The sequence below is a fragment of the Emticicia fontis genome (assembly GCF_054779675.1).
Genome location: NZ_BAAGXU010000046.1, coordinates 25,188 through 39,390, shown reverse-complemented (window position 1 = coordinate 39,390; position 14,203 = coordinate 25,188). Strand labels below are relative to the sequence as shown.

Below are 14,203 nucleotides of genomic sequence, written 5' to 3'. Positions count from 1 at the left end.
ATGGCTAATAGAAGCGATAGAGCCGATGAAATTCAGCATACGGTCAATATCAATGCCAGGCAGGGACTTAATGAGTTATCTAAGCTTCAGATTGAATATGAGGAGCTGACGAAACATATAGATAAGTTAGCGGTCAAACTTCAGAAGCAAGAAATATTGTTGACGAAAGCCGCTCCCGGAAGCGCACGTGAGACAAAGGCAAAAAAGGCAATTGAAGAACTCAATAAGCAGTTAGATGCCAATATTATCAAGCAAAACGCGGTAAACAAATCTATTGCTGAACTCACTACTCAGACAGATCTTACAAGCCTTTCAAAAACACAGCTACGTCGACAGCTGAAGTATCTGGAAGATCAGTATTCAAGACTGATACCCAGCCAGGAAGGCTATATTGAATCTCAGGAAAGGCTACGCCAGAAAGCCGCTGAGGTGAATGAAGAACTGCAAAAACGAGGGCAATTAGTTGAAAAAGATAAAGCTAGTTGGCTTGAAAGCCTGAAAGATAGTATGCCATCGGCGTTTATCGGCGGTATAGCAGGCGCAGCCGTTGAACAGGTAGGCGAAGTTTTAGCGGGAGTTTTAAGCGGTATCGGTCAAAAAATAGGGCAAATGGCTGAAAAGTCTGATAAATTAGCTGATTTGCAGCTCGCTTTTCAGACAACGGCAGAAAATGCCAAGGCGATTGATAAGGAACTGGCTAGCATTGATACCCGTACCACTCCCCAGAAACTCCGTGAAATAGCTACTGCCGGAGGGCTTTTAAATGTTCCGCAGGAAGAAATCAGAGATTTTACCGATGAAGTAAACAAAGCGGTAGTAGTAATGTCTGACGATTTCCCCGGAGGTGTCGAAGAAGTTACTACTAAATTGGGTAAGCTTAAAAATGTTTATGCCGAAACTAAAGAAATGAAGTGGGGTGAAGCGGTCAGACGTGACGCTTCAGCGATCAAAGCCCTGGCCGATGATGGAACGGCTACTGCTTCATTTCTTACTACGTTTGCACAAACCATGTCACAACTTCCGGCCGTGCTACGCCCTAGCAAAACGGAAGTTCTGGGCTTAGGTGCCGCAATGGAAGAGGCGGGTATGGATGCCGGAACAGCTGCTACAAACTTAACCAAGGTACTAAGTGTTTCAGCGAATAATGTAGATAAAGTAGCCGCCTTTTTCGGGAAAACGAAGAAAGAAATCAAGGAATTGATTAATACAAAACCTAATGAATTCCTTCTGGAAATGGCAACCAGGCTAAACAAATTGAATGCAACTGATTTGGCTGCCACCCTGAACAAATTGAAACTATCTGATACGCAGACGATGGAGGTGTTGGGCGTATTAGGAGAACAGATAGATAATGTTCGAAGTAAACAGGAAGCGGCTAGCAAAAGCTTTTGGGAAGGTAGCAGAATATTAGATTCTTATAATGTCAAAAACGAAACGTTTGGCGCTAATCTGGAGAAGCTTTCGAATAATTTCAATCGGTGGTGGGGCAATAGTGCAATGTCTAAAGGTTTTAGTAAGATAGCAATGGATATTGTGAACGGCCTTGGCATTCTCTTTAAAGCTGAAGAAGATCTTAATACAAAGTTTAATCAGCAAACTGAAAATGTCAAAAATCTTGACAAAAATCTCTCTCCCTTACTGGCTAAATATGATGAATTGTCGAAAAACAAATCTGCTGAGAATCAGGCGGAATTGAGAAAGGTTATGTCTCAGATCGTTTCAATCATGCCTGATGCAAGTTATCAGGTTGACCAATACGGCCGGGTTTTATCTATCAATACAACAAAGACCAGGGAATTTATCGAACAGCAAAGGGCAATGCTTCAGGTAATCAATAAAGATCTATTAGATAAAACATTTAAGGAAAACGTAGCCCTACAAAAGAAACGGGAGGAATTAATTACTGAATTCAGACGCGTCAATGCTTTGCCGCGAAATGGCCAAGGCAAACCTTATGAGCAAATAGCCACTGGCGTAAGTTATGATGGTGTTACTACTTTTAAAACTGTAATATACGACGTAAAAACCCTACAAAAGGAAATTGATGTTACAAACGCCAAGGTGAGATCTACCGGATTGGCCTGGTATGGTTTAAGAGGTGAATTAAAATCGGGATCTGGTACAACTCAGACAACAACTACAAACGACGGAAAAGGTGACACAGGTGCAGGTGTAGATGATGAGGAAAGTAAGAAACAGAAGCAACTGGCCGAGGAACGAATTGAGAACGCCCGGAAGGTTTCGGAAGAGATTTATCGGATGAATATCGAGTCGATTACAGACGAATCCGACAAGAAAAAAGCGCAGCTGGAGGCGGATCTGGCTTTTGAGTCTGATAGGCGGGCGGGACTGGTACAACAGAATAAAATGAACCAGTCAGATTATGATCTATGGCTGAAAGCTGCCAGCCAAAAGCTTGACGATGATATTGCCAAAATTGATTCTGATGCCCTGGCTAAGAAAGAAAAAGCCGAAATGGATTCGGCCCGCGAAGTAGCCGTAATTGTGCTACAAACCAGGCTGGAGCTGGCAGAAGCTTCAGGAGATGAAGAGGCGGTTTTGGCTGCCAAAATTGCTTTGCGCAAAGGTGAATTTGAAATTGAGATTGAAAAGGCTACAGCTGACAAAAAACAGGCTATTTATGAAAAATACCTGGCTGATGTAGGGAAACTTACGGCCGATCATGCGAAGAAAAAGAATGATGCTCAGGCAAAATCTGATTTGGCATATTTTGAGGAATACACCAAAATGTCGGCCGAAAATTACGAGAAAGCTAAGAAGCAGAAACTCGATGCTGAAAAAGAGCAACGGAAGGCCCTGGGCGAATTTGCCAAGGCATCTGAAGACGCTATTTTCTCTATTCTCAGCTCGCGCCTGGAGGATGAAAATACGGCCATCAATAACCAGTATGCCCGTGAATTTGATGCCCTGGAAAAGCAGAAGGAACAAAAGCTTATTTCAGACGAAGATTATGCCGCCCGGAAAGAAGTGCTGGAGAAAGAGCAAAATAAAAAGCTGGCCGAAGTAAAACGCAAACAGGCTATCTACGACAAGGCTCAGGCATTAATTCAGGTTGCCATCAATACCGCCCTGGCTGTTTCTAAGGTATTAGCCCAAACGGGTATATTAGCCCCGGCTACCATTCCGCTGATCATAGGCGCGGGCGCAGTAGAAGCTATTGCGATCGCATCAAAACCGCTTCCTGAAGTACCTAGTTTTGACCAGGGTGGAGCAACCGACGGAAAGAAAAAATATGTTAGTGCTCCTATGTTTGATGTGATGCGAGCTGCCGGAGGTGGTGAAGGCCTGAATTTCCCTTATGCTATTGAGCCTGATCGCGGTGGAGAAACGAATGTATTCGACCGCAGACTACCCGCAAACGATGGCAAAGACGGCTTTGTATCCATCTTGCATAAAGATGAATACGTCGTTAATTCTAAGGTCAGAAATACTAAATACTGGGCTAATATTGAGCCGATCGTAGAAGGTATGCGTACCGGAAAAATCCGGAGTTTTGAAGAAGGCGGCAGCCGTACACCTACACCAACTTTCAGCGCACCAACTACCACCGCACCCGCAAGCCCGGAAAGTGCTGCGCCTGTGCAATACGTAGTGCAGTTTCCGGAAGAAATGCTGAACTGGTTTGTATCTGCACAAAGCAGCCTGGAAAGCGGCCTTAATCTGACCTTTATGCAACAGGCCGAATTCCTAGAGCAATTGCAGAAAATTCAGCAAAAACACGCTAATTCTTTAATCACCAAAAAGCCAAATCCTTAACCATGCAACCCGTATTTTTTGGAGGAAATAATATTTTTCATACCGATCAGGGCGTGCCGCCCGGGCGACATAAGGCCGATGTAGTTGTAGAAGATTACCAGGGCAATTATGATTTCAATAATCTTACATTCCCCACACTTGATGCCTCTTTTTTGAAAGGGGTTGGATATCGGTTTAACCTTTCTAATTTATTTAAAAATTATGCCGGGTATAATGTACCCTTGCCGCGGCACGATCAGCTAGTGCCGGAGGTGGCTAAGGGTAATATTGTAAAGGCAAAAGTACGTGTGCGTTCGGTAGGTCTCGCTAATCAGTATGAAAGCATTTCGGGCATATATCCTATTCTGAACGGAGGCATGAGCGAAGCTGACTTTGCTAAACTGGGTAATGAATTCTTTAACACTTGGGCGCAAGTGAAAGGGCCGTTTCTGACATGGCAGCCGAAGGTTAAAAAATTGACAAGGGATATGCCAGATCATTTGTATTGGTTGCAAAACGTCGATGCCGGAACAATTACCATAACGGTTCGCTATGTGATAAGCTATATTAATGCTTCAACCCTGGTTGAAGAAACAAAAAATATGGATAAAACCATAAGCCTAAAGGCCTACGAAATGGCGTGCATTCCGCTTAGGGTTAATGCATTAAACCCCGTAAATGGTGGGTACAGCACAGATTATATCTTAAAATTCACGGTTCAGGTATTATATGCTGCCGGAGGATATGCCTCTGAAATACGAACTTATAACCAGTTCAATAGTTCGGTTTCACAGTCTTATCAAACACCTGATGCTGCGCCTACTGATACACCTATTTATATTAAATTCCTGAATAGTTTCGGCGTATGGGATACGCTCAGACTGTACGGAAAAATCAAGCAATCGACAGAAACTGAACATATTACCGCCAGTTTTGATCGTAGATTAGGCTTAGTAGATATTGAAGGTTTCGACAAACTGGAGGTAAATACTGGAGCGCTCGACCAAAACTGGCTCAGGTATATGGAACAGCTGCTGTATTCGCGCAAGATTTACCAGATCACGCCCAAGGGGAACCGGGAGCTGATTCTACAATCGAACAACCTGGATACTTTTACCACCCTTGCGCCAAACGAAAGCGCCAATTTTGAATTCAGATACGCCGAACAGGACACCCATTTTTCAATGCTATGATTAGAGTTTTTGCGGATGACAAACAGCTAGACCTGGCTGAAAATCCTTATATACAAGCACAGCTAAATAGCCCTTATATAGGTACACAACAGCAAGGTAGTGTGGTGTATCCGTTTTCGTGCCCTTTTACGGGCAATAACGATCTAATTTTAGGATACGCCCGGCTTCCTGAATCCGCCGTAGATCGGAACAAAACCTACGTGGGTAAGATAATGGATGATAATATCCTGATACTGGAAGGTATCCTGAAAGTGAACGGCACCGATGGGAGTTATAGCATTGAAATAGAAGGACCGCCCGCAGGCGTACCGCTGACTTTCTGGAATAAGAAGCTCAACAAGATAGATTTCGGTACACATGAGTTTCAGATGGAAGCGAAGGATACTCCACTTTTTGCTATCAAAATTACACCGGAAATCAAACCTTATTTCGGTCTGGCTAACAGTACTCTGAAAATTTTTCATGGTTCAAACGTTTTTCTTACTTATACATTCCCTTCAGATACTGGAAATTATAATTACTTGTATAATACTGGCTCAAACCGGACTTTAGGCGAATTACTTTCTCCGGTAGCGTATGCGTTCAATGAAGAAGAAAATCTGAAGGCTGAAGGCTATGAACTTGTTATTTCTAAATCAGGCATTAATCTTTTTGTGCCAATTTCAGCAACAGGAGAGGCTTACAAAATTGAAATTACTGCCCTAGTTTTAGGTGAGTTCGGCCCTTTCAACCTTGTAAAAACTTTTGATTTTACTAGAATAAGGTATCTGTCACCTATTCTAAAAGGCTTGCAGAACAATGTACCTAATCGTGATCCGTTTGTATTACCTTCTGTCTATAATCCTGGATTTTATAGTGAAGAAAATAAATTCTGGTCGAGATTTGTGAACTGGTTTGATGGAACCGATTACGCAAAAAATGGTATCAGGAATCCTACAGCTTTCACAATTGTTCCGATGGTTTCGCTTAAATACTTGATTGACCATCTGCTTATTTATATGAATTATACGCCAAGTGGAAGTGCCTATAATAACGCGGATATTCAAGCCTTGATTATTGAGAATACGAGATCAATTGATTTACAGGCCGAAAATTGTGATTTTCCTTTTAATATCTATCAACCATCATTTGATTTCAAAAACCATCTTCCTGATATTACTGTGCAGGAGTTTTTCGATGAACTGAAAGAATTTTTAGGACTTGCTATTTCCTACGATTTTTTAAGTCGTAGCTGTAATATTGAATTTATCGACCCAATTTTAAAGAGTGTAGTAAATGAAAATTTTTCAAATAAAGTAGGTGAAAGAATTTCTTTTGAGAGTTCTGAAATCAAAAAAATACAGTTGAGTTATGATAACATTCCAGATGAGGATAAGACTCATGAGGTCTATTTACCTTATCCTGCTGATTCAATTGTAGAAAGTAGTCCGGTCGAATATAGTCAAATTAAAAGTAAAATTTCTTCATTACCAACTAAGGTTTATTCACCTACCAACCCGGACGGGTTTATTTTTCGGCCGAATATCGACGGGGGTAGTCATTATCAGGGTATTCCAGGTGGAACTATCATTTTAGATGAAATCCGTTTATATTCTTATTGCAATCAGCCCGGAGTTTCGCCATTTTTTGGGCAAGACAAGAATACTTTTCATTTCAGATTGTTGCTTTATATAGGCAAGGCAAAAGATTTTGTAGGCATTGATATTGTAAGAGCAGATTATAAAAATCAAAACCTTGATTTATCTCTCAATACAGCAAGCGAAAATTCACGCTATAATAGGTTTTTGAAAGGAAAAATCGAATTCTTGGAGTCTGCCGCAGAGGCTGAAACGGAGGTAGTGCTTACTGATGCTGAGGTGGCGGCGTTCGACTGGCGGAAGAAGAAGTATATCAGGGGAGTGAATTATATAGTACATCAACTATTGCCAACACTCCCCGTAAAAAAGGGCTTTAAAATGAAGATGAAACGGGCGGTTTAATGTAATTTATGGGTTATATTCTCCAATAAGCAAATCTATACCCCATGATCCAACAATTATCATTATCCGTCCGCAATAGTGACATTCATATTTGCCCGTATTTGCTGAGTTTATCATTTCGAGAGCAAACGCCTTAATTTCTTCGCCAGTGGGAGAATAAGGTTCGCGATTATCATTACTCCATTTCCATCCACAATTTTTAAACATTTCAGCCATTTTGTTAAAATCTCTCTTTTTCAAAAAGTTATTAATTTGTCTTTCTGTCTTAATTTTAAAGGGCTTTTTTCCATATTCAACTCTAGTTTTAATCTTTTCCATTTTAGTCGTTTAGTTAAAATCAGTGAAATTAAATACAAGGCCAATGCAGAAAAGTTCTTCACCTTGGTAGATGTTGAATTTTTCGAAGGGAATATTATCTACCGCAATTACTTGCCATTTGACTTTTTGGCTTGTGTCGCTATCAAACCAATTATAAAGAATCTGGATAGTGTTATACTTAAAATTGCGGTTGTGATGCGTTAAAATTGATAGTTCTTCATCGCCCAACCAGTCACCATTTTTCGTAAAATCCATTGTCATTTCGTCATCTTCTTCATCGGCGTAGCAAGGGAAGTCAGTTCTTATAGCCCCTTCAAACATAATAATACTTTCCTGGTGATCTTCTACATCTAATGCGATGTAAACTATTACAAACCCGGCTTTTTGGGCTTCCTGATGCATATCATCAGTGCTTTCCCATTCTTCTGATTGTTTGCCATCAATTTTTTTGGCAAATGTTTTTAAGTCCATATATTATACAATTGATGGTAAATGAGTTATAAAATCTGAAAATCTTGAATAATAAATCTGATGTTTAAACCTATGCTCAAAAATTTCGTTTGAATTAAACCCTGTTAAATCTAATTCCGGAATTTCTACTTTTGGCCAGAATACATCGGCCATCGTACAAACCAAAATCCTTAGATTATCAAAGGTTTCTTCAGGGGCTTCGTCTAATAATTTGAGTGTATCTTCTCGCACATAGAGTTTTTTGCCCCAAAGCATAGCCGTGTTTTCGGCTAGATATGCATTACTTACCTTAAAAATTGGGAATTCAAACGCATGACCCTCTTTGCAAAGTATCTCCCTGAATAGCTTTCCTGATTCAAAGCCAAAAAAGCCTGGTTTATTTTTTTCCATTAGTTATTAGAATAATCGTCAGGTGTAATGTTAGAATCTCCATGTTTTGCGCCTGTCTTTTTATCTACCATTTCTGATATATCAAATAGTTGTAAAGAGACTTGCCCCATAGTTTCGGCCATCATATTTAGCATATTGACCGTATAAACCATTTTTTCTTTCTCAACTGCTTTGCCTTTAATCCTGATCTTATCCCCTTCGAATTTTGCACAGGATAGTGAAGGGTCAATTTTCATAAAAAACTCTGTGAAGTTTAATCCGTGCTGTTTTGTGTGTAAGACTATGGCACCTGCCAGATCCTCTTTTTCAAGGATTTCTTTGATCTGGGCCATCACACGTTTCAATTTTGGTGAATAATTCATGTCATTTGTTTTGATTAATATCTATTCCACTGGGTACTTTTCTCTATCCATGTTTCGGCGGCTTCTGATGCAGTTTTGCCGCCTTCCATGTACCAGGCCATTGCGCCCCGGTCGGGCTTTTCGTGATAGTCCATGCTTGCTAAAGCCTTGTTTACTTCATTTAAGTAGTTTTCTAATTCTACTGATTTTTCTGTCTTATCCATTCTCTAGGTTCGTTTGGTGGTATAATTGTTATGGTTTCATCGTTATCCTGAATGAAGTATTCAGGAAACGCATTTCTGAGCCTTGCTTTGTTATCGCCGTCACTCAGATAATAAGTCATGAAAAGCGATTGCTCGAATTTTGTGAAATAGGTTATTCGGTCGTCAATCCATTTATCGTAGGTCGTCATTTTTTACATTTCAAAGAATTTTACCTGTAATAATGCTTCATCTGAAACATGCATAAAAAATAGTAGCCTAGTTTGATTATTGAGTTTATCCACTATTTCGATCAATGCTCGACAAATTGATAAATCCATATGGTCAAAGTGTACCACGTAATACTGTTCAGTATCTTCAGACCTTTCTACACTTTTATTAATAACTGGGTTGTTATTAATCATTTCCTGTATACTAGATGAGGTTTCTGCTTTCATTTTGATAATTTGTTTTTTGATAATTGAATAAGAATTTTGTTAACAGATTTTGAAATCAGGAATTTATTCCGGAGTTGATCGATTGAGTTTTTGTTAACATTTCAGGAGCTGAAACCAGGTGCAGCAGATCCCCTTGGTAATTGATTTGTTAACAAAAAGATTTTCGTTAACCTGAATCCGGAATTTTACTTAATTCGTTAAGAATATTCTGAAACTGAGTGTAATGAAACAAAGCCTTCAGTAGTTGCTCTTTCTGAGAAGTCAGGATTTTGATTTTAGTATTTAGCTCATCTTCCTTTAATTCCTTTTGTGTTTTTAGCACAATATTCTCAGCCGATACTTTATCGTAATCTCTGACGAGTGCCTTAAGTGCAGCTTCGCCAGTTAGTATTCCTTTTTTCTGCATGAAATTATTCAGGATACGAACTACATCCTGATTTTCAGAAGTGCCCAGGTTTCTTAGGGCCAGCGAATTGAAATCTTTCATTTTGTTAACAGTTTTGGTAGTAATATTTGATTGGCCACAACTGAGCAAGCGCCCATCATGGCTTTTGCGAAATTTTTTGTTAACAAATTTTCTTGCTCGAGCGAGCTGAGCTTTTGCCGGCATTGAAATTTTGTTAACAAAGTTGGTTACAGTTTATCTTTTTCGAATTCAGTTATAGCCGCATCTATTTCATCCTTAGAATATTGCTTTTCTACTTCCTTCCTTATACTAAATTCATCGGCAAGCAACATAGCCTGAGCCGAAGCAAGCTCCCATTTCAATTTTTTTATTTTTTCTTCAGCTAATGCTAACATACTTACCTGATCCCGAAAGATCCTTCTGCCTTCAGGTAGATATTGTGTCCAGTGTTTCATAATGCTTTCAGATGGTTTGTGCTGAAATGTTTATTAATTAAAAATTGGTGTAACTCGCTAAATAACCTTTGTTCAGGATAGCTTATGCCAGGTCTTTTGTTCAGATAGGCATATAAAGCCAGTAGATCATTCATGAAAAAATCGTATTTATACTTTTCCCAGTCTTGTTTTTTCTTCCACCTGACTATCGTATTAGCATCAATCCGAAAGGCTAAAGTGCTAAGTGCCCAGCTGTAATCTGGTACCATATTTGGGGTAAAAGCGTCTTCAATTTTCTTTTTTTCGCTATGAGCGATAAATACTATAGCCAAAAAAATTTCTCTGTCAATCTTCAAGGTTACTTTCATTATTTAAATCGTGTTTCGTAAGCCTGAAATTCTTCTAAAGCTTGATCTAGATCAGCGTAGGTAAGCTGAATAAACCTTCTCTGATACGACCATATGGTAAAATCCCAATGGTGTTTGAAAAGGACAATAAGAATGCGTTCGTCGTTAATTTGATAGCTTGCCTTAAGGTCTGATTCCATCGTGTTTAGCGTAGTACAGGCACGATGTAGCTTATCAATTTTTTTCAGCATTGTGCTGTCAAGTTCGAATGCTGCCATATCAGTGAATAATGACCTTTACATTCAAATCTAAATTGCCCACAATTGTAAAGATTAGACCATAGCGTCTAGTAATTCGAAGGATTTCTCGGCAATCTACATTACCAAATGAATCATAAATAAAGAATAAATCCCCGTCTGAGTCCTCTCCATGAGATTTATAGTTTTTTAAAAAAACGTTGCTATCTACTGCTTTTTTAATTGCTTCAGTGTGTTTTTTCATGTTGATTTCGAATTGAGGCATTGATTAAAAGTCTGTTTTCTGATTTTGAAAATTGCTCCAGATGCTCCAGTAATGAAGCGAAGCCCGTTTTTTCCTTTACTGAGGTTATATTAGGCCCGTAAATCAGCCCTTGTTTCCTCATAAAGCCTTTCTCGCATTCTATCTTGAACAGCGGGGGGTTTTTTACTCCTTCTATGCTTTGCCCTCTGTTTTTATTCCGGTATAGAACTGCTACCTTCATTGGGTTACCTTCGTTCAGATATTCGAGAGACATTCTTTTAGATAATAGTGAAAAGCACCTGTTAATTTCCGTTACGTTGCCGTCGTAGGTCTTGTCATTTGCATAGCGTAAGAAATACGTCATCGTATTAACAAGCCTTTCACCAGCTGGCCATTTGTATTCGTAGGCTATCCAGAGCGCGAATACAGAGTTAATCGGGTCGTAATCTTCTCTGATGAAATCTTGCATTTTTACAATTTTTGAAAATGGTTAAACATAGTTTCCCTTACCCGTGAAGCGCCGCCGCCGCCCCCCTCTTTTAGTTCATTTTTTTTATTGAACTTTTTTCCTCTTTCCCCTCGTTTTCTGACATTTTGACAGCCGAATTTGGCTGCCGGAGGTTTGGAGTACTCCCTTAAAAGACATTTCTAGAGTTCAATTGAGAGTTCAATGAACTAACTGAACTTTATAGAAAAATTTTGGCTCTTTGGCTACCTAAAAAAAGCGGCAATCGATTCCGCAAGCCCAACGGTTTCGCTTTTCCGGTCGAAAATTGAGGTTTGGCCGATGGTGTCTACCGTTTCTTTAATAGCGGCCATGAAGTTCAGGTTTGATTTTTTAGCAATGGGTAGGCGTGGTTCTTCTGCACTTAAGGCAGCTGTGTGTGAAGATTCTTTATACTGGATCACGTTCGGACTGAAGGTCAGGACGATGCAATTGGTGTTGCGATCCGGGAGCGAAAGCGTTCCCCGGTATTTATCCTGGAAAACCGAACCGAGCGCAATGGCTATCTTGTTCAGGTGGTTTTTGATGGTGTTGATGCACACCCGGTTTTTGTCTTTCCGGTGCTGGGAGTTATAGAGTTGCTGGAAGTATGAATAAGTAAAACGCAGCTGGTTATTGATCTTTACTTTGCCTTTGGCGAATTCGGCCATAAACAGGCTGATTAGTTTCTCCAGCGTAGTTTCAATTCCTCCTGAAAGTTTTGGAAGAACTCCTTCGCTCTCCAGCCAGCGCTCGTAATCCCGGCGTTTCATTTCGGAGCGTTTTTCGGCGAGGTCATACCCGGCTTTTACTAACGCTTCAATCTGTTTTTGCCTCATTTCGTTGTTTTTAAGTACGAATTCAAGGCATCCGAAAAAAGTCTTTTTGAAGTCAATAATTGGCCTTTTTGCTACAAATCGGCCAATAGGCATCTCGTTTTTTTCCATGTTTGATGAAAAAATTTAAAGTTTAAACAATATGGTTCCAGCCCTACCACTGTCGGTAGGTTTAGTTAATGCAATCCCGATCACGCTTTGCGGCGTGTCACATAGTATTCCCGGACTGCCGTAGGGTAGGTTTAGGCATAGTTTTACTGTTACACTTTTAGGGAGTGTTTAAGCAATACAAAGCCACCCAACTTTTCAGCAGGTAAAGGCAATACAAAACCAGTCCGCATTTTTTGCGAACTGACTAACCCTGAAGAATCTTAGTCTGACTAAAACAGACCCTGAACAAAGCAACCCCACCCGAAAGGGGTTTCGCGAAGCGCCCGGAATCGAACCGGGATACAGATGCTAGCCTAGGCACACCTGCGTTCTATCCCTTAAACTACGCTTCAACCATTTGGACTAAACAACGAACGCTAAGATTAAGGATTCAGTAGTCAGAAAGGCTACAATTATATATCAAGCTCGCTCACATGGACTATGTAACCCATAATCCCAATTTTGCCATATAATACTTCATCATCTGAAGGAATATTAATGAAGTGGCTTCCTGCCGATCGGACTGCGTAACCCATTGCCGCAGGATTACCATTCGAATTCTTCCAACTTCTACCGCTCACTCTATCCCACCAATCTTCAATTAGAATTTCTCCACCTGAAAGATTTGATTCAGGTTTAATTTTTACTTTTTTGTCCGCCAAAGGCGACTCTGATTTGTGTATCATAAAATAAATATTAAGGTTAAAAATGTTTGCCTGGCTCAACTGGCCGCCAGTAGCGGCCTTTGAGGTGCTAGTCTAACCCTAAACCTCTAGTCTATGAAGACTGGATGAGCCAGGCACTAAATTCTTTACAGCTGTAAGGCAAAGCCCCTGCTAAACAGCAGGGGAATGAACCAGAACTAGATTGCTGTGTCATTGCGTGACGTAGCGGGAGACGGATTCGAACCGCCAATTTTTTGGGTAATGAAGCCCATCGACTTAACCTTTAGTCTACCCCGCTTATGGCCTGACTCAGGCACTAGAAAACCGTCTAGTGTTGAGTGGCTGATTATCCTAACAACTACGGGGTTTCCCCCTTCGTTATCTGAGTCAGGCCCTAATATCTTTTAAATAAGCCCCAGTCAAAGTGCCGAGGCTTATCCCTCACCTTATAACTAAAATAAAATACTCACCTTAGACTCACAGTCCTGGCAAATGCAGGATGTGAGCGAAAAAAAACAACTTTTGGACCCCACATAATAAATATGTGAGTCTAAGGCTTTCTGGCTTTATCTCTCAGGCGATAAATAACCAGATAAATTGGGGAGCATACAGTTCCGACTATGAGGCCAAAAACTATCCCTAACAATATTTTCGATAGTATATCCATCATTTTTTGCGTTTAACAGCCCAAATCAGGAAGTTACACAGGCAGATTAACAAGCCCATGAACGGCAGAAAAAAGGGCCAGATTAATAAAATTTTTATCATATTACCTTAAGGTTTTTGGGTGTACAGCTTTTACCTTCACACTTACCTGAACCCTGATACCCACGCCAGCCATAAACGCCCTTTTGAAAAATCTTTGAGCATATATTACATTTACTTGCCTTTGACAAGTCGTTAAGCGCTTCGGCTTCTTTAGTGGATTCGGTTTGTAAATAAGGTTTTACGTCTTCAGGGATTTTTATAGAAGATGGTCGCAAATGTTGAGTTAAAGCTTCATCCAGAAGCTCAAGGGCTTTATAGTTATGGCGGTGTGCATTGTCTAGCACAGTAGCTATTCTATAATGATTCTGGCGCCCGGGGGGTTGGCTAAAAATCATAAGCAGTTCACAGAGGAATTTCTGTCTCAGCGGGTCTAAAATTGTCATTGTTAGATAAGTTAGGATAAGTTAATTTTTCTCTATACACAGCCAAAAAATCAAGGTCATTTTTCAACCTCTTTTGAATCACACTGTCACTATATATTTGCGATTCAATCATAAGCAACAGCG

At 40.1% G+C, this 14,203-nt stretch carries 17 protein-coding genes; 3 read left to right on the top strand and 14 right to left on the bottom strand.

What is annotated here, in order from left to right; all coding sequences use genetic code 11:
• The 3 genes from ACYVFA_RS19795 to ACYVFA_RS19785 are packed head-to-tail and all read left to right on the top strand — an operon-like array spanning position 1 to position 6,928.
• On the top strand, positions 1 to 3,777 hold the full coding sequence (locus ACYVFA_RS19795; protein ID WP_460473586.1) for a phage tail tape measure protein: 3,777 nt from the start codon (positions 1 to 3) through the stop codon (positions 3,775 to 3,777).
• Between the two features lie 2 nt (positions 3,778 to 3,779).
• Positions 3,780 to 4,949: a hypothetical protein gene (locus ACYVFA_RS19790; RefSeq protein WP_460473585.1), complete on the top strand. Its 1,170-nt coding sequence runs from the start codon at positions 3,780 to 3,782 to the stop codon at positions 4,947 to 4,949.
• Complete coding sequence (locus ACYVFA_RS19785; RefSeq protein ID WP_460473584.1) at positions 4,946 to 6,928, top strand: hypothetical protein; 1,983 nt, start codon at positions 4,946 to 4,948, stop codon at positions 6,926 to 6,928. The genes ACYVFA_RS19790 and ACYVFA_RS19785 overlap by 4 nt, the downstream gene beginning before the upstream one ends.
• A gap of 6 nt (positions 6,929 to 6,934) precedes the next feature.
• Here the strand turns inward: ACYVFA_RS19785 and ACYVFA_RS19780 are convergent, their stop codons facing one another.
• The 14 genes from ACYVFA_RS19780 to ACYVFA_RS19715 form a co-directional block, all read right to left on the bottom strand.
• Positions 6,935 to 7,246, bottom strand: a complete 312-nt coding sequence (locus ACYVFA_RS19780) for a hypothetical protein (RefSeq protein WP_460473583.1) — start codon at positions 7,244 to 7,246, stop codon at positions 6,935 to 6,937.
• 9 nt (positions 7,247 to 7,255) lie between these two features.
• Positions 7,256 to 7,717, bottom strand: coding sequence for a hypothetical protein (locus ACYVFA_RS19775; protein WP_460473582.1), 462 nt, complete (start codon positions 7,715 to 7,717; stop codon positions 7,256 to 7,258).
• A 3-nt stretch (positions 7,718 to 7,720) separates the two neighbouring features.
• The gene (locus tag ACYVFA_RS19770; RefSeq protein ID WP_460473581.1) at positions 7,721 to 8,107 is read right to left on the bottom strand and encodes a hypothetical protein; all 387 of its coding nucleotides are present in this window, start codon (positions 8,105 to 8,107) and stop codon (positions 7,721 to 7,723) included.
• On the bottom strand, positions 8,107 to 8,469 hold the full coding sequence (locus ACYVFA_RS19765; protein ID WP_460473580.1) for a hypothetical protein: 363 nt from the start codon (positions 8,467 to 8,469) through the stop codon (positions 8,107 to 8,109). Before ACYVFA_RS19765 ends, ACYVFA_RS19770 begins: the two co-directional genes overlap by 1 nt.
• Positions 8,470 to 8,483: 14 nt before the next feature.
• Positions 8,484 to 8,672, bottom strand: coding sequence for a hypothetical protein (locus ACYVFA_RS19760; RefSeq protein ID WP_460473579.1), 189 nt, complete (start codon positions 8,670 to 8,672; stop codon positions 8,484 to 8,486).
• Positions 8,648 to 8,860 carry a hypothetical protein gene (locus tag ACYVFA_RS19755; RefSeq protein WP_460473578.1) on the bottom strand — a complete coding sequence of 71 codons (213 nt, stop codon included), beginning with the start codon at positions 8,858 to 8,860 and terminating at the stop codon, positions 8,648 to 8,650. The genes ACYVFA_RS19760 and ACYVFA_RS19755 overlap by 25 nt, the downstream gene beginning before the upstream one ends.
• A gap of 3 nt (positions 8,861 to 8,863) precedes the next feature.
• Positions 8,864 to 9,106, bottom strand: a complete 243-nt coding sequence (locus ACYVFA_RS19750) for a hypothetical protein (protein WP_460473577.1) — start codon at positions 9,104 to 9,106, stop codon at positions 8,864 to 8,866.
• A gap of 166 nt (positions 9,107 to 9,272) precedes the next feature.
• Positions 9,273 to 9,593, bottom strand: a complete 321-nt coding sequence (locus ACYVFA_RS19745) for a hypothetical protein (RefSeq protein ID WP_460473576.1) — start codon at positions 9,591 to 9,593, stop codon at positions 9,273 to 9,275.
• Positions 9,594 to 9,739: 146 nt separating this feature from the next.
• Entirely contained in the window at positions 9,740 to 9,967 is a 228-nt protein-coding gene (locus ACYVFA_RS19740) for a hypothetical protein (protein ID WP_460473575.1), read from the bottom strand.
• Positions 9,964 to 10,314, bottom strand: a complete 351-nt coding sequence (locus ACYVFA_RS19735) for a hypothetical protein (protein WP_460473574.1) — start codon at positions 10,312 to 10,314, stop codon at positions 9,964 to 9,966. The genes ACYVFA_RS19740 and ACYVFA_RS19735 overlap by 4 nt, the downstream gene beginning before the upstream one ends.
• 463 nt (positions 10,315 to 10,777) lie before the next feature.
• Positions 10,778 to 11,263 (bottom strand): hypothetical protein, encoded by a 486-nt coding sequence (locus ACYVFA_RS19730; protein ID WP_460473573.1) that lies wholly within the window; start codon positions 11,261 to 11,263, stop codon positions 10,778 to 10,780.
• A 242-nt stretch (positions 11,264 to 11,505) separates the two neighbouring features.
• Positions 11,506 to 12,225, bottom strand: coding sequence for a hypothetical protein (locus ACYVFA_RS19725; protein WP_460473572.1), 720 nt, complete (start codon positions 12,223 to 12,225; stop codon positions 11,506 to 11,508).
• Positions 12,226 to 12,677: 452 nt separating this feature from the next.
• Positions 12,678 to 12,950 carry a hypothetical protein gene (locus ACYVFA_RS19720; RefSeq protein ID WP_460473571.1) on the bottom strand — a complete coding sequence of 91 codons (273 nt, stop codon included), beginning with the start codon at positions 12,948 to 12,950 and terminating at the stop codon, positions 12,678 to 12,680.
• A 743-nt stretch (positions 12,951 to 13,693) separates the two neighbouring features.
• Positions 13,694 to 14,080, bottom strand: a complete 387-nt coding sequence (locus ACYVFA_RS19715) for a hypothetical protein (protein WP_460473570.1) — start codon at positions 14,078 to 14,080, stop codon at positions 13,694 to 13,696.
• Positions 14,081 to 14,203 lie beyond the last annotated feature (123 nt).

What these genes read in the sequence shown, in the direction of transcription:
- ACYVFA_RS19795 (WP_460473586.1), top strand. Translation starts at nt 1, where the DNA reads ATGGCTAATAGAAGCGATAGAGCCGATGAAATTCAGCATACGGTCAAT.
- ACYVFA_RS19785 (WP_460473584.1), top strand. Translation starts at nt 4,946, where the DNA reads ATGATTAGAGTTTTTGCGGATGACAAACAGCTAGACCTGGCTGAAAAT.
- ACYVFA_RS19780 (WP_460473583.1), bottom strand. Translation starts at nt 7,246, where the DNA reads ATGGAAAAGATTAAAACTAGAGTTGAATATGGAAAAAAGCCCTTTAAA.
- ACYVFA_RS19760 (WP_460473579.1), bottom strand. Translation starts at nt 8,672, where the DNA reads ATGGATAAGACAGAAAAATCAGTAGAATTAGAAAACTACTTAAATGAA.
- ACYVFA_RS19730 (WP_460473573.1), bottom strand. Translation starts at nt 11,263, where the DNA reads ATGCAAGATTTCATCAGAGAAGATTACGACCCGATTAACTCTGTATTC.
- ACYVFA_RS19715 (WP_460473570.1), bottom strand. Translation starts at nt 14,080, where the DNA reads ATGACAATTTTAGACCCGCTGAGACAGAAATTCCTCTGTGAACTGCTT.
- ACYVFA_RS19745 (WP_460473576.1), bottom strand. Translation starts at nt 9,593, where the DNA reads ATGAAAGATTTCAATTCGCTGGCCCTAAGAAACCTGGGCACTTCTGAA.
- ACYVFA_RS19790 (WP_460473585.1), top strand. Translation starts at nt 3,780, where the DNA reads ATGCAACCCGTATTTTTTGGAGGAAATAATATTTTTCATACCGATCAG.
- ACYVFA_RS19755 (WP_460473578.1), bottom strand. Translation starts at nt 8,860, where the DNA reads ATGACGACCTACGATAAATGGATTGACGACCGAATAACCTATTTCACA.
- ACYVFA_RS19775 (WP_460473582.1), bottom strand. Translation starts at nt 7,717, where the DNA reads ATGGACTTAAAAACATTTGCCAAAAAAATTGATGGCAAACAATCAGAA.
- ACYVFA_RS19770 (WP_460473581.1), bottom strand. Translation starts at nt 8,107, where the DNA reads ATGGAAAAAAATAAACCAGGCTTTTTTGGCTTTGAATCAGGAAAGCTA.
- ACYVFA_RS19750 (WP_460473577.1), bottom strand. Translation starts at nt 9,106, where the DNA reads ATGAAAGCAGAAACCTCATCTAGTATACAGGAAATGATTAATAACAAC.
- ACYVFA_RS19765 (WP_460473580.1), bottom strand. Translation starts at nt 8,469, where the DNA reads ATGAATTATTCACCAAAATTGAAACGTGTGATGGCCCAGATCAAAGAA.
- ACYVFA_RS19725 (WP_460473572.1), bottom strand. Translation starts at nt 12,225, where the DNA reads ATGGAAAAAAACGAGATGCCTATTGGCCGATTTGTAGCAAAAAGGCCA.
- ACYVFA_RS19735 (WP_460473574.1), bottom strand. Translation starts at nt 10,314, where the DNA reads ATGAAAGTAACCTTGAAGATTGACAGAGAAATTTTTTTGGCTATAGTA.
- ACYVFA_RS19740 (WP_460473575.1), bottom strand. Translation starts at nt 9,967, where the DNA reads ATGAAACACTGGACACAATATCTACCTGAAGGCAGAAGGATCTTTCGG.
- ACYVFA_RS19720 (WP_460473571.1), bottom strand. Translation starts at nt 12,950, where the DNA reads ATGATACACAAATCAGAGTCGCCTTTGGCGGACAAAAAAGTAAAAATT.